The organism is Bacteroidia bacterium (genome assembly GCA_027493955.1).
Taxonomy (GTDB): domain Bacteria; phylum Bacteroidota; class Ignavibacteria; order SZUA-365; family SZUA-365; genus JAOSJT01.
The window spans coordinates 1,459,807-1,473,167 of the sequence record JAOSJT010000001.1; the positions used below are offsets into that span (position 1 = coordinate 1,459,807).

The window sequence follows — 13,361 nt, forward strand, 5'->3', positions numbered from 1 at the left end:
ATCGCGGACCAACGGAAACACGCCGTGAACATCGGCGGGCGACACATTCGCTCCATTCTCGTGATCAAGCTGCGGGCGATCGGCGACGTATTGCTTTCCACCATCGTCACTCCCAATCTCAGGCGCGCGTTTCCGGACGCGCGCATTGATTTTGTAACGGAACGGCCCGCTCAGGATATCATTACAGAGAATCCGTACATCGACGACGCCATCGTGTTTTCTCCGAAGAAGGACAGCAGCCTCCGTCTGTTCTCCCGCCTCTATCACGCCCGCTACGATCTCGTCTTTGACCTGTTCTGCAATCCCCGTTCCGCGCAGCTTACCTTCGCTACACGGGCTCCCGTACGCGTTGGGTATCCCTTCCGGGGCAGAGCATGGGCGTATAACGTGCATGTGGAAAGCAGAGCTGACAGGGTGCACAACACGCAGTTCAATCTCGACGCGCTTCGTGCGTTGGATATTCCCACCCCGGAGAGCAACCTGGTACTGCGTATTCCCGACGAGGTTCAATCATGGGCAGCCGGTTACATCAAGAATAGGAGAACACGCTCCGGACCCGTGATTGCGCTGAATTCCAGTGGGACATGGGAGAGCAAACGATGGGGCCTGAACCATTTCGCCGACCTCGCCGACATCCTCATCGATACGCTCGACGCGAACATCCTCCTCATGCACGGTCCGGGAGAGATGCCGGATGTCGAACACATTGCCTCCTCCATGCACAGGGAAGCTACCATTCCGCCTCCGACAACGCTCAAACAGCTTGCCGCCCTCTTTGCCTGCTGCGATGCGACGATCAGCAACGACTCCGGCCCCATGCATATATCCGCCGCGATCGGCACACCGACTCTCGGGATATTCGGTCCGACAAACCCCCTGCTGCAAGGTCCCGTAGGTCGGCACAGCAGGTGGATACGTCTGGAGGGGCTGGAATGCCTTGCATGCAACAAAACAATCTGCGACATTGGCAACATCTGTATGCGCGACCTGGGCGTGGATAGTGTGTATCAGGCATACCTTCACATGATGGATAAACGCGATGAATGTTGATTCTGTACTCCTCCGCCGTGTACTTGCTCCGATCCTCTTCCTGCTCGCCGTGCTCATTATCGCCTGCGACGACGCAGTCACGCCCGACGAGCCGCCGCGAATCAGCATCACCCAGCCCGCAGACAGCGCGCTCGTTACCGATAGCGTTGTGCGGATCACCACCGAAGTCATGGTCAAATGCGGGTGCAACAGCCATGTGGAATTTCGTATCGACGGTGAACATGTGTATTCCGATTATTTTCCTTTTTTTTCCTTCGATTGGAATACATTGGGCTATGAGAAAGGATGGCATAGCATAGCAACACGACTCGTCGTGCGTGATGTTGGTGAGGCATGGGACTCGATAGCGGTGTTCGTCTCACGGGGGGACAGTCTTCGCGAGGCCTCTTCAGACCATTTATAACGGGGTATGCCGATGTACCCTGCGCCCGCTGTAACCTTTCCTCCAGTTTCGTTGTTTATCTTGTTATGCGTCTGTTGATTCCGGGACGCAGCGACAACGAGAATCGGTAAACCATGCGACACGAAGATTACGATATTATCCACACGCTGCACGACCATGTCGAGGAGTTCATCCGCAGGCACGGAATCGAGCCGTGCGTGCTCGTCGTTTCTCCTGAGGCGTATCAATGGCTCCGTGCACTGCAGGACGCGGAAGGACAGGAAGACTTGCACGGAGTTCCGGAAATTGGAGACTGGCTCTTTCGCAGTGACAACGTGCTGCTGCGGGTAGAGATAGACGAGATGGCGGATAATTTTACGCTGCGCTTGCGATAGCACAAGAGTCACCGGCGCACTGCCGGCAACAGCGACTGGTCCCGGAAATGGAAAAAGCGCATTCCCTGTCGAGGGAATGCGCTTTTTCGCTTGACGAATACTGAAACGCTGTTATTCGATCTGGGCGCGCTTGACCGGAACTGATCCGAGGACGCTGGAGAGAGGTTTCCTCAGGGTGAAGGCATTTCCAAGCACGACGATACAGAGTCGGGAAGCATCGAATAATTCACGCGCCAGACCGTTTACATCCTCCGGTCTCATCTCGCGCAGACGGTCGGCGAAGGAAAACACCTCTTGTACCGGGCTGCCGTATACCGCAGCTTCCTTGAGAAGGCTCTGAAGATTGCGGTTCGAGGCAAACATCAGCGGACTGTCGCGAAGCAATTCTTCCCGTACACGATTGAGTTCTTCCACTGTTATGCCATCGGTGGCCAGTGCCTGCAATTCGTTTTTCACGAGAATGATCACACTGTCGGCGAGCACTGGCGAGGTCGATCCTGAGATGATGAGATACGAGCATTCCCGGGCGACGCCGATATTCGAAATGAAAGATGGGGACACCACATGTCTGCCCCACAGCGCGGAGCGGAGACGGGAATCGTTTCCCTCACCGAGAATGCGATTCAGCACGACCAGCGCGGGGAAACGGCGGTCCGACTGCGGTATTGCCGTTACGCCGAGGCGAAAGTACGCGAGATTGTGCACGGTGCTGGTGTCGTCGAGGATGATATTGCGGGAAGCGGCTTTCGTGATCGGGGTGATTGTGCCTCGCGGTGTTGCGCCTCGCTTCCATCCGCCGAAGCGTTCCGTCAGGACGGTGCGTACAAACGCCGGATCAAGGTCACCTGTCACCACCACCGTCGTGCGTTCCGGTGTGTAGCAGCGCTGATGAAATTCCCGGACCTGCTGCACCGTTATCGGATCGATCTCCGATTGCATGGGTTGCAGTCTTCTGCCGAGCACACTCGCCTCTCCGCAGAGCATGCCGATCAACTCTTTGGTTGCTTTGCTCCCCGCACCAAGCGTCTGATCCGGGAGTCTCGTACGGGACTCCGTTTTCAGAACCGCCAGCTCCTGCGCGTTGAAGGTGGGATTGATGAGCGCGTCGGCGGCGACATCCATCGAGGTGGAGAAATTCCTGTTCAGCGTCTTCACATACAACTGAGAGTAATCGTAATGCGTGTACGGCAGAAGCACTGTCGCCTGCTCGTGCAGGAAATCGTCCATCATCTGTCTTGTTCGTTTCTCGCTCCCTGCGAGCAGCAGTTGTGACGTCACGAAAGCGAGTCCCGATTCACCGCTGTGTTCGCAGGAAAGACCGGCATCAACAATAATGCTGATTTCCGCGATGGGAACATCATTTACCCTGGTGAGAAAATATCGCAGTCCGTTGGGTAAACTGTCCGATGCCACGGCGGGCACGGGAGTCACCACCTCGCCTTTTGCGGCCGGAATTGCGGAACGGCTTTGTGCGCAGAGCGGCTGCATTGCCGCCAGTTGCAGCACAACACCGAGAGAGAGCAAGATAAAGCGTTGCATTCTGTATGCGTGAGATATGATACTACTCATGAATTTCGATGGTGAGGAATGGATCCGTCTGCGATACATCCGCCAACAGCGTGGCCTTGTTGTTCCGGGCTGCGATACGGAACGCATTCCTGACATTTCCCGGCTTGACGATCACGACATCGTATTCGCCGTCAAGATCGAAGAAGTCCACCGTCCCTTCCGCTTTTCCCGTCGCGGGAAGCGTCAAATCGCCGGTTTTCAGTCCTTTGAGGGTGATCTCCATCGTGTTTCGCTTCTGCTTGTGGTCAATAGCGATGTGGTATTGAAAATGATGGAAATCCTCGGTGGTTCTGAACTGGAATCGGAGGCACTCCCGCTTTGCAGGAACATTCCAAGCCGCTCCAATTTCCAGGGAATACTCAATCGGACCTTTGTCAATTCGCGGAAACATAGAGCCTCCAACTCAATGGGAAGAGCCGGTGAAATGGGTGGTAATTTGGTCAAACGGTAGATCTGTCTGTGAACCGTCGGCCATATTTTTGAGCACGGCGGTTTTGCGGGCCAGCTCGGCTTCACCAACGATAAGGACCGACCGGGCGCCGCCCCGATTCGCCTCGCGCATCTGGGCTTTCATGCTCCGTGCGGCGTAGTCGAGATCCACAGCGAGATTCAACGAACGCAGCGTCACCGCGGTTTCGAACGCCCACGACCGGCTTTCGTTGTCCAGGGCAACGATGTACACATCCGGTTGCGGTGCCGGAAACGGAAACGCCATTTTTTCCATCACCATCAGGAGTCGTTCAATTCCTGATGCGAAACCCACGGAGGGCGTCGGCTTGCCGCCGAGTTGCTCCACGAGCGCATCGTAGCGCCCTCCCCCGCCGAGCGCATCCTGGGAGCCAAGATCGGAGCTGACAAATTCAAACGCGGTGCGGGTGTAATAGTCAAGTCCGCGCACGAGGCGTGGGTCAATGGTATACGCGATACCGAGTTTTGTGAGGAGTGCGGTGACCGCTTCGAAATGTTCCTGGCATTCCGGCGACAGGTAGTCGAGAATCACCGGTGCGTCCGCGGTGGCTTCGCGATCACCTTCGTCTTTGGAATCGAGCACGCGCATCGGATTGCTCTCGGTACGCCGCTGACTTTCGGGCGTCAGGCGGTCGTAGACGCCTCGGAGGTACGCCTGCAGTGCCTCGCGATATTGCGGCCGGCAAGAGGCGTCACCAACGGAATTCAGCTTCAGGGTATAACCTATTCCGAGACGTCGGTAGATTTCCGCAGCCATCGCAATGATTTCCGCGTCACACACAGGTGAAGGCAGCCCTATACACTCGAAACCGAACTGATGGAACTGCCTGAATCTACCAGCCTGCGGACGCTCCTGCCGAAACATCGGCCCGATATAGTACAGGCGATTCAGCGCGGATTGCTCTCCCATGTTATGCTGGATAAACGCCCGGATGACGGGAGCGGTCATTTCCGGCCGCAGCGTCAGACTGCTGCCGCCCTTATCGAGAAAGGTGTACATCTCCTTTCCGACAATATCGGTTTCTTCGCCGATACCACGCGTAAACACCGCGGTATCCTCGAACACCGGTGTCCGAATTTCACCATAGCAGTATTTCGCCATTACATCCCGAATAACCTGCTCGACGAAATTCCATGCGACGGTGTCAGCAGGAAGGAGATCGCGTGTGCCCTTGACATTTTTGTACATAGCCATGATCTGTTTCTCTGGTTGGGACGAAAAAGGCACGCTTGATGCATGCCTTTTCCTGAATCCATGGGTGGCCGTAGCCGGATTACACGTCGAGATAATTCATTTCCTCGTCCTTGAGGACGGTGAGGATCTCTGCGGAACTGCCGGCCTGCAACAACTTCGAGCGTAACTCTTCCTTGTTCATGAGTCGGGAGATTCGGCTGAGCAGCTTGATATGCGCGCCCACAAGACTATCCTTGCCGATGAGCAGGAAGAGGAGACGAACGGGCTCATGATCGAGTGACTGATAGTCGATTGCTTTTTCCGTCACGCCAAAGGCGGCGACGATGTCCGTTACTGCATCGGTTTTACCATGAGGGATGGCAAATCCTTTGCCGACACCTGTGGACATGATTTTTTCGCGTTCGAAAATCGCCTGGCGAACCTTCTCAAGGTCCTTGATTTTCTGGGATTTCGCGGCAAGATCAATGATCGCATTGATCACATCTTCCTTGGTGTCGCCGGGAATGTTGACCTTGATCAGATCTTCGGTAAGAATGCTGGTGATTTTCATTGTCATTTCTGATTGAACGAATGAGGTTCCATAGCCCGTAAATTACGGATTATCCCGCCATCGAACAACTTTCTCCTCATAGTCGCGCGCAAGAGCCTCCGCGCGGTCACGCGCCTCCGCCTCGACGAAGATGTAGAACTCCTCATGTTCCTTGCTGGGTAAAAGCAGCACCCACGCAGCACCGTCGAAGAGAATTTTTATCCCGTCAATGAGTTCGCGTCGATGTGCCTCCGATTCGTGCATCGCGTAGCGCATGACCTTCCCCTTGTCCTGCCAACGGCACGGAACAACAAGGTCGATGCGATGATAGCGGGGGATGTCCGCGTCGATGTCGCCAAGACGTTTCCCGGTGACCGCCATCATCTCGAGGATTTTCGCGACACTGAACATGGCGTCCGTCGCGAAAAGAAATTCCGGGAAAATGAAACCGCCCTTCGTGCCCGCAACATATCCGATTTCCGGATCCTTCAAAACTGCATTCATCATGCCGCCGTGCGTATTCGGTGTCCGGATGAGTTCCACACCGTATTCAGCCGCGATAACGTCCATTTCGCCGCTGGCGGCGACCGGACAGGCAATTTTCTTCAGAGGGGTGCCCAGCTGACGGCGACTTTCGAGGTAGAATTTCGTCACGATGGACATCAGTCGTTCCTCGGGGATGAAATTCCCTCTCTCGTCGGCCGCGAACACCTTCTCTCCACCAGCGTCAAGCAATACCCCGATGTCGCAGGAGAGCGAACGCACGATATTCGAGACGTTCGTGCAGGCGGCGTTGAATTCCTCCTTGTTCCGGGTCAGACGCGTGCGGTCGATATAGGCATTGAGAGAAATCACCTGTGCGCCAAGCTTGGAGAGGATATTCGGGAAGATCGATGAGGTGATACCGTAGCTGTAATCAATCACGACGCTGAAGCTCTTGCTGGCGATGAGTGCATGGTCAATCTCGGAGAGAAAGCGTTCGCGGTAGGTCTCCGTTGTGCGTTCCGGGAAATACAGTGAACCGATGCTGTCATACCCTGCACGTTTGAAGTCCTCCGAAAAGAACTGCCGCTCGATGGCTTTGCTGCGCTTGGACGCAAGGTCCTGTCCGTCTGCGTCGAAGAGGATGATGTCCATCGATTTCTTATCGAAAGGCGATTTCCTGACATGAAAACCAGCCGCATAGCGTCCGCTGCGGAGGATCTGTCGCATCATGGGTATGGAGGTGCTTTGCATGTCATGCACATTGACGCCGGACGACATCAGCCCGCACGCGATGGCGCGCTTCATCATGCGTGAAGCATTGTCCGGATCGCGGCTGGCGAGAATCTGCGTGCCGTCGCCAAGCATGGCGCCGATGGAGGCTCCGAGTTTGGCTCCGAATTCCGGATTCATCTCGATGTTGGCGCTGCCGGTGATCCTTGCGTCGGTGAACAGTTCGCGAAGCCACTTGTCTTCCCAGACCAGGCTCTTGGTCAGCACAGCTCCGTCCTGCACGATTTTCTCCGGCCAGAGCTTGATGTTGGACAGTAATGTGGCACCTTGGCCGATGTTACAGCGATCACTGATGAACACATTATCCGACACCGTGACGCCGGCGTTCAACGTGCTGTGAAAACCCACCACGGAATTCGAAACTTGTACCGAATCCTCGATGATGCAGCCATCCCAGATGATGGAGTTCAGAATGACAGCTCCGTCGTGCACCGTCACATTATTGCCGATGACGGAATTGATGATTCTCGCAGAATCGGCAACACGGGCTCCACGTCCGATCACAACGCTGCCGCTCCAGTGTGCGGTGTCTGCGGGAACGGTACTACCCTCGCCCACCCATACATTCCCGTTGCGTGTGCCATCGATATTGACAGTCACCCGGCCGGAAAGGGAATCCATGGATGCTTCATGATACTCGTCCAGCGTCCCCACATCGCGCCAATACCCTTCGGCAATGTATCCGCACAACTTCTTCCCCTCGAGCATCATCTGCGGAAAGAGGTTCTTGCTGAAATCGAAATCCTCCTTATACGGGATCATATCGAGGATGTGATTTTCGAGGATATAGATGCCGGTGTTGATCGTATCGCTGAACACTTCTCCCCAACTCGGTTTTTCAAGGAAGCGGGTGATATTTCCCTGCTCGTCCACGATGACGACACCGAATTGCAATGGATTCGGAACACGCGTCAGGACCAGAGTGGCATCCGCTCCTTTTTCTTCATGAAAGCGTATTGCCGCCGTAAGATCGAAATCGGTGAGGACGTCGCCGCTGATGATGATGATGCGATCTTTGCCGATTTTTTCCAGCGCGTTCCGTACGCTGCCGGCGGTTCCGAAATCCGCTTCGGCCTGCATGTACTGCATGGTTATACCGAAGTCACTTCCTTCTCCAAAGAAGTTCTTTATCACGGCGGGATGATAGTACAGCAACGAAATGATGTCGTTGAAGCCATGCGTGCGGAGCAGATCGACGATGTGCAGCATCATCGGTCGGTTAGCCATCGGCACCATGGGTTTGGGGATGTTGCAGGTGAGGGGGCGCAGTCGAGTCCCGAATCCGCCCGCCATGATCACAGCTTTCATGGATGTGTCGTGTTAGTTTGTAGGGCCCTGTCTTGTCCGAAATTACGAAACCGGACGGGGGGAAACAAACCGGACACGCAGTAACCCATTTTTCCGGACATCGGCGCGTGTATTTTCGGGCGATGTGTTCCGCGAAAAACACCAGCATCGGCGTGACGGCGGTCATGCCGCAGCCCGCAGCATGAGCGGGAAAAACCGGAATGCGAAAGACAGCAGGTTTCTTCCGACGTCATGGCCGGCGGAACATGTGTCAGAACGGCTGTGGCGGCAAATTTGTGAAATCTACTTTTATCTCGATATCCCCGACGAAGCGCCCGGAACCCAGATCAACAGGAGTAGGAGTGTTGACGTCACCCGACGCGGTATACACCCCCACCACGCGCCAGTCCTGGAAAAGATTGGCTCCGAATTGTTGGGCCGCGACGATATACGCAAAGCGACCTTTCAAACCGTCGAGCACGATGCGCCAGGATTGCGGCGTTGTACCAAAGGCCAATTGCTCCGAGAACAAAGCCGTACCACCGAGTACTTCGGTAAGAATATCGACGGGGGGATAATTCCTGAACGCCACGATACGAAGATCCCGAACACTGTCCGCAGGCGGCCATGGGGACGTGACGGTCAGCGTCCCTCCGAGTCCGGGCGTCTGCGTATCGATTGGGTCGGGTGCCAGGCCCTCGTCGCATCCTGAGAGAAAGCACAAGGATAGCAGCGCTATGAAAAAATGCTTCCGCATGGCGACGTCACTTCACTATTGCCCCATTGGCAATGTCCGTTTCCGGAGTCACGAGTATGGGCCCCTCGGAATCGTTCGATGCGGCGAGCAGCATGCCCTGTGATTCGATGCCGAACAGCTTCGCGGGCTTCAGATTGGCGACGATCACGATGGCCTTTCCTTTCAGGTCCTCCGGAGCATAGCGCATCGCTATGCCGGCGACAATCTGGCGCGTCTCGCTTCCGATATCCACCGTCAGCTTCACGAGCTTGGAGGACTTGGGCACCGCTTCAGCCCCGACGATGCGTCCCGTCCGCAGATCGAGCTTCATCACATCGTCAATGCTGATCTGTTCCTTCAGGGGCGGGTACTGCACATCGCTCTCACCGCTCATGACGCCGAGCTTTGCTGTTTCCGCGTCAATGGCCGCGTCGTCGATTTTTTCAAAAAGGATGCTCTTCTCGCCCAGTTGATGTCCGGCCGGGAGCCTCTGCGTACGCGGGGCATCCCATTGTACGGGTACCACATCTTCAAGAAGCATGATCCGATGCATCGCCGCGGCGGTGAACGGAAGCACGGGCTCGATGTACACGCGCAGCGCGTACATCACTTGCAGGCAGCAGTTGAGCGTCGTAGCACACACTGACCGGTCGCTCTTGATCGTCTTCCACGGCTCCTGGTCGTTGAAATATTTGTTGGCCGCACGCGCCAGGTTCATCATCGCTGTAACACCGTCGCGGAAGCGGAATTTCTCAAAGGCCTCGGCCACTGAGTCGGCCGTGCGGTCGATTTCGGAGAGGAAAGCTCTGTCAGCCTCGCTCAAGGCGCCCGGCTCCGGAACGCGGTTCTCAAAGTATTTGTCCGCGAAATGCAGTGTGCGGTTGACGAAGTTTCCAAGGATGTCGGCGAGCTCGTTGTTGTTGCGCGCCTGAAAATCCTTCCAGTAAAAATCGCTGTCCCGCGATTCCGGCATGTTCATGGCGAGGGTGTAACGGAGAGGATCCGCAGGCCAGGTGTCCAGAAACTCGTTCAGCTCGATGGACCAGTTCATGCTCTTCGAGAATTTCTTTCCTTCGAGATTCAGAAATTCGTTTGCGGGAACATTGTCCGGAAGCACATGGCCGCCCTTTGCCATGATCATCGCTGGAAACATCAGGCAGTGAAACACGATGTTGTCCTTGCCGATGAAGGCCACGTAGCGCGTCTCCTCGTCCTGCCAGTACTGTTTCCATGCATCGGGCTGCCCCATGCGCACGGCCCATTCCTTCGTCGAGCTGATATACCCGAGCACCGCGTCGAACCAGACGTAGATGACTTTACCCTGCTCTTCCTCGCCCGGAACACTGACGCCCCAGGTGAGATCGCGCGTGATGGGACGATCGCCGAGACCGGCCTTCAGCCAGCTGCGCACCTGCTGCAGCACATTGTCCTTCCAGTCGCCCGCGTGCGATTCGACGTATTGCTCAAGTCGCGTCTGAAATGCTCCGAGCGGGAAGTTCCAGTGCGTGGACTCGCGCACAACTGGCGTCGCATCGCTGAGCAAACTGCGTGGATGGAGCAACTCGGTCTGATCGTAGTATTTGCTGCAGTTCTCGCATTGATCCCCGTAGGCGCGGTCGTAGCCGCAATGAGGGCAGGTCCCCGTCACGAAACGATCGGGTAAAAACATGCCTGCATCGGGATCGAAGAGCTGCATTTCTGAGCTCTGCCGAATGAGGCCCTTCTCCTTCAAGTCACTGAACCACTCCCGGGCCGTCTCGTGATGCACCGGCAGCGAGGTACGGGAGTAGTTGTCGAAGCTGATACCGCAGCGCGAAAACGCCCGCGCGTTCAGCTCATGATAGCGGTCAATAATTTCCTGAGGCGAAACCCCCTCTTTCTTCGCGGAAATCAGAATACTGACGCCGTGTTCATCGGACCCACAGATGTACAGGACGTCGGTGCCTTTGAGCCGATGGTAACGCACGTACATATCGGCTGGCAGGTACGCACCGGCAAGGTGACCGAAATGGATGGAACCGTTGGCATAGGGAAGCGCGGAGGTGACGAGTAAACGTTTCATGAATGTATGCATGAGAAATGGTGGCCGTATGCAGCGTGCCGAAGCGCTGTAGCGAGCAAAGCAATGCAGTATAACACATCTTTGCGAATCGGTGCAAAACGGCAAGAGTCAGGAACGGACGAACAGAATCCGCTGGGCTCCCGTCAAGTCTTCCGACAGTGTCCGACGCGAGGCGATCAATCTGCGGCGGCAGTGTCGCCGCCCGGGAATGCCTCGAGCGGATTAAACCTATAACTGGCGCGCATTGTCCTACCGGAGTTGTGTGTTTTGAGATATTCCGGAGCCCGTAATGAATACACATCGCGTGTTGTCCGCAATTCTGGTCCTGTGTGCCCTGCTTCTCGTTATTGCATGCTCCACTGACGAAGCCATGGAAGAGGAATTACGGCCGCGCCGGGGCGGCGATCCTGCAGAAGTATTCAGGCGCCTGGACAGCGACGGCGATGGTGTGCTGACACGGGAAGAATTTCGTGCGATACCCGCAAGAAACCGCACACCGGACGAAATATTTACGCGTCTCGATCGTGACGGAAACGGTGCTCTCTCTCAATCCGAATTCATGGAAGCCCGGCAAGGACGGCAGGATGGTTCACGCGGCGGAAGCGATCGTTAGCATCGCGGATGTACAAGTCAATCGTGGATTCAGTAATTTCCGATGTATGAACGATACCCCCGATGACGATCTCGTTCTGGCCTGCCGCGACGGCGACAGACGCGCATTCAACGAACTGGTGCGTCGCTACCAAAAGCGCGTATTTCACGTGGTGCAGGGCATCGTCCGCAACGGCGATGATGCGCTCGACATCACACAAGACGTGTTCATACGGGCGTGGAAAGGATTGGACCGTTTTCAGGGGCAGGCGAAGGTGTTCACCTGGCTGTATCGCATCGCGGTGAATCTCAGTCTCAATCACCTGCGCAGCGCATGGTTCCGCTCGTTTCTGCCGGTCGGAGACAATCATGAGCGTATCGGTTCCGACGAGACTGATGCGCACACAAAGCTGGAGCAGGACGAAGCCCGACGGGCCGTCAACAACGCCATCGAGGCCCTTCCGCCAAAACAACGGGCAGTGTTCGTGCTCCGGTACTACGAAGAATTGCCGTACGAGGAAATCGCAGGTATACTGAAAACCTCCGTCGGCGGACTCAAGGCAAACTATCACCACGCAGTGAAGAAAATCGAGGAGCATGTGCGTCATGCATTGTCGTAACATCAAACCCCTGCTGCCGGATCACGCCAACGGCGCCGTCAGCGCCTCCGAGGCCGAAGCCGTGCGTTCTCATACTGAGCACTGCCCCGACTGTGCCGCAGAGCTTGCTCGATATCAGGGACTGTTCGCGGGTCCCCTGTCACGTGAAGCACGCGCGTCGCACGTGGACTGGTCCGCGTTCGGCGTACGTCTCAACGAGCGCCTCGACGGTGAAGAGCGAAAAACATCATTCCTGATGAGGCCCGCGGCAGCCATTCCCGCAGTCGCGTTGCTGATCGTGGGCGCACTCAGTGTGTACTTCTTCGGCGTGCCGGTGCTCGGACCGAACTCCTCACAGTCCTTGTACAGCGACATCGAGCGTTCACTGGGCGAAGAAGTCCTGCGCACGTTTCCTTTCGAAACGCTGGATGACATCGTTGTGAGCACCGGGAGCGACGCTGGCCTCTCCGCTGTTCCACTGAACTCCGGGATGTTGGACTCAGACGTGGTTGATGAAATTTTCGCAGACGCTCTCGGTGACAGCCACATAGCCGCAGCGGACTCCTGGCTTGCGTCCGAGCCGGATCTCCTCTCCTCCCTCACTTCGGACGAAGCGGAGCAAATTATCATTGAACTGCAATCGAAGACATTTTTGGAGCATTGAGGTCATCATGTCACGCAGAATCACCCTATCCGGTCTCATCATTTTCTACGCGGCGCTCACTCTCACCGCGCTGCCACTCGCGGCGCAGGACGGCCCGGACGACGAAGAGGGGCGCCGCAGAGTCGAAGATCTCAGGCGCGTGAAGCTCATTGAAGCGCTCGATCTCAACGAGGAGCAATCGGTGCGGCTTCTCACGCGCGAAAAGGACTTCCGCGAAAAGGAGCGCCAGGCGCAGGAGCGCCGCAAGACGCTGTTTAAAACACTCGAAAGCAAAATCGAGGAGAAAGCCTCCGACGAAGTGCTACGCGAGCACATTCTGAAACTGCACGAAAGCGGTCTCGAAATGCAGAACCTGCGGCGCGATTACCTGTTCTCCCTCGGCGACATACTGAGCATGCAGCAGATCGCACGTATGGTCGTTTTCGAGCAGCGCTTCATGCAGGAGGTGCGCACGCTCATACAGCGCTACCGGAAGGGCGGACGACCGGGACGGTGAGGAGATGCCATGGGCCTGAAAGTGCCTCTCCCTCCGAGGGCCGGCCCATCCTGGCTCCGTTGT

The 13,361-nt window shown here is 56.2% G+C and carries 14 protein-coding genes; 7 read left to right on the forward strand and 7 right to left on the reverse strand.

Annotated elements, in window-relative coordinates:
- Positions 1 to 24: 24 nt before the first annotated feature.
- The 3 genes from M5R41_05825 to M5R41_05835 all read left to right on the forward strand — a co-directional run bounded on the left by M5R41_05825 (position 25) and on the right by M5R41_05835 (position 1,827).
- Positions 25 to 1,050: a glycosyltransferase family 9 protein gene (locus M5R41_05825; GenBank protein MCZ7555904.1), complete on the forward strand. Its 1,026-nt coding sequence runs from the start codon at positions 25 to 27 to the stop codon at positions 1,048 to 1,050.
- Positions 1,040 to 1,453, forward strand: coding sequence for an Ig-like domain-containing protein (locus M5R41_05830; protein ID MCZ7555905.1), 414 nt, complete (start codon positions 1,040 to 1,042; stop codon positions 1,451 to 1,453). Before M5R41_05825 ends, M5R41_05830 begins: the two co-directional genes overlap by 11 nt.
- 113 nt (positions 1,454 to 1,566) lie before the next feature.
- A complete protein-coding gene (locus M5R41_05835) occupies positions 1,567 to 1,827 on the forward strand; it encodes a hypothetical protein (GenBank protein ID MCZ7555906.1) in 261 nt (86 codons plus the stop codon).
- Positions 1,828 to 1,938: 111 nt separating this feature from the next.
- On the opposite strand, the gene M5R41_05840 is transcribed toward M5R41_05835, so the two are convergent.
- The 7 genes from M5R41_05840 to metG all read right to left on the reverse strand — a co-directional run bounded on the left by M5R41_05840 (position 1,939) and on the right by metG (position 10,948).
- Entirely contained in the window at positions 1,939 to 3,366 is a 1,428-nt protein-coding gene (locus M5R41_05840) for an insulinase family protein (protein ID MCZ7555907.1), read from the reverse strand.
- A 22-nt stretch (positions 3,367 to 3,388) separates the two neighbouring features.
- On the reverse strand, positions 3,389 to 3,787 hold the full coding sequence (locus M5R41_05845; protein ID MCZ7555908.1) for a hypothetical protein: 399 nt from the start codon (positions 3,785 to 3,787) through the stop codon (positions 3,389 to 3,391).
- Positions 3,788 to 3,799: 12 nt separating this feature from the next.
- Positions 3,800 to 5,053 (reverse strand): histidine--tRNA ligase, encoded by a 1,254-nt coding sequence (hisS, locus tag M5R41_05850; GenBank protein ID MCZ7555909.1) that lies wholly within the window; start codon positions 5,051 to 5,053, stop codon positions 3,800 to 3,802.
- 85 nt (positions 5,054 to 5,138) lie between these two features.
- Complete coding sequence (locus tag M5R41_05855; GenBank protein ID MCZ7555910.1) at positions 5,139 to 5,609, reverse strand: PTS sugar transporter subunit IIA; 471 nt, start codon at positions 5,607 to 5,609, stop codon at positions 5,139 to 5,141.
- Between the two features lie 42 nt (positions 5,610 to 5,651).
- On the reverse strand, positions 5,652 to 8,171 hold the full coding sequence (locus M5R41_05860; protein MCZ7555911.1) for a sugar phosphate nucleotidyltransferase: 2,520 nt from the start codon (positions 8,169 to 8,171) through the stop codon (positions 5,652 to 5,654).
- A gap of 250 nt (positions 8,172 to 8,421) precedes the next feature.
- Positions 8,422 to 8,907: a hypothetical protein gene (locus M5R41_05865; GenBank protein MCZ7555912.1), complete on the reverse strand. Its 486-nt coding sequence runs from the start codon at positions 8,905 to 8,907 to the stop codon at positions 8,422 to 8,424.
- 7 nt (positions 8,908 to 8,914) lie between these two features.
- Positions 8,915 to 10,948 (reverse strand): methionine--tRNA ligase, encoded by a 2,034-nt coding sequence (gene metG / locus M5R41_05870; protein MCZ7555913.1) that lies wholly within the window; start codon positions 10,946 to 10,948, stop codon positions 8,915 to 8,917.
- 289 nt (positions 10,949 to 11,237) lie between these two features.
- On the opposite strand from metG, the gene M5R41_05875 reads away from it, so the two are divergent.
- From M5R41_05875 to M5R41_05890, 4 genes are read left to right on the forward strand one after another with little or no spacing between them, the layout of a single operon-like run.
- Positions 11,238 to 11,561 (forward strand): EF-hand domain-containing protein, encoded by a 324-nt coding sequence (locus M5R41_05875; GenBank protein MCZ7555914.1) that lies wholly within the window; start codon positions 11,238 to 11,240, stop codon positions 11,559 to 11,561.
- A 46-nt stretch (positions 11,562 to 11,607) separates the two neighbouring features.
- Positions 11,608 to 12,159, forward strand: a complete 552-nt coding sequence (locus M5R41_05880) for a sigma-70 family RNA polymerase sigma factor (protein MCZ7555915.1) — start codon at positions 11,608 to 11,610, stop codon at positions 12,157 to 12,159.
- A complete protein-coding gene (locus M5R41_05885; protein ID MCZ7555916.1) occupies positions 12,146 to 12,802 on the forward strand; it encodes a zf-HC2 domain-containing protein in 657 nt (218 codons plus the stop codon). Before M5R41_05880 ends, M5R41_05885 begins: the two co-directional genes overlap by 14 nt.
- 7 nt (positions 12,803 to 12,809) lie before the next feature.
- Complete coding sequence (locus M5R41_05890; protein MCZ7555917.1) at positions 12,810 to 13,298, forward strand: hypothetical protein; 489 nt, start codon at positions 12,810 to 12,812, stop codon at positions 13,296 to 13,298.
- Positions 13,299 to 13,361 lie beyond the last annotated feature (63 nt).

Excerpts from the sequence above, each read along its gene's own strand:
- hisS (MCZ7555909.1), bottom strand. The coding sequence starts at position 5,053 with ATGTACAAAAATGTCAAGGGCACACGCGATCTCCTTCCTGCTGACACC.
- M5R41_05865 (MCZ7555912.1), bottom strand. The coding sequence starts at position 8,907 with ATGCGGAAGCATTTTTTCATAGCGCTGCTATCCTTGTGCTTTCTCTCA.
- M5R41_05885 (MCZ7555916.1), top strand. The coding sequence starts at position 12,146 with ATGCATTGTCGTAACATCAAACCCCTGCTGCCGGATCACGCCAACGGC.
- M5R41_05845 (MCZ7555908.1), bottom strand. The coding sequence starts at position 3,787 with ATGTTTCCGCGAATTGACAAAGGTCCGATTGAGTATTCCCTGGAAATT.
- M5R41_05855 (MCZ7555910.1), bottom strand. The coding sequence starts at position 5,609 with ATGAAAATCACCAGCATTCTTACCGAAGATCTGATCAAGGTCAACATT.
- M5R41_05890 (MCZ7555917.1), top strand. The coding sequence starts at position 12,810 with ATGTCACGCAGAATCACCCTATCCGGTCTCATCATTTTCTACGCGGCG.
- M5R41_05830 (MCZ7555905.1), top strand. The coding sequence starts at position 1,040 with ATGAATGTTGATTCTGTACTCCTCCGCCGTGTACTTGCTCCGATCCTC.
- M5R41_05875 (MCZ7555914.1), top strand. The coding sequence starts at position 11,238 with ATGAATACACATCGCGTGTTGTCCGCAATTCTGGTCCTGTGTGCCCTG.
- M5R41_05880 (MCZ7555915.1), top strand. The coding sequence starts at position 11,608 with ATGAACGATACCCCCGATGACGATCTCGTTCTGGCCTGCCGCGACGGC.
- M5R41_05860 (MCZ7555911.1), bottom strand. The coding sequence starts at position 8,171 with ATGAAAGCTGTGATCATGGCGGGCGGATTCGGGACTCGACTGCGCCCC.
- M5R41_05840 (MCZ7555907.1), bottom strand. The coding sequence starts at position 3,366 with ATGCAACGCTTTATCTTGCTCTCTCTCGGTGTTGTGCTGCAACTGGCG.
- metG (MCZ7555913.1), bottom strand. The coding sequence starts at position 10,948 with ATGAAACGTTTACTCGTCACCTCCGCGCTTCCCTATGCCAACGGTTCC.
- M5R41_05835 (MCZ7555906.1), top strand. The coding sequence starts at position 1,567 with ATGCGACACGAAGATTACGATATTATCCACACGCTGCACGACCATGTC.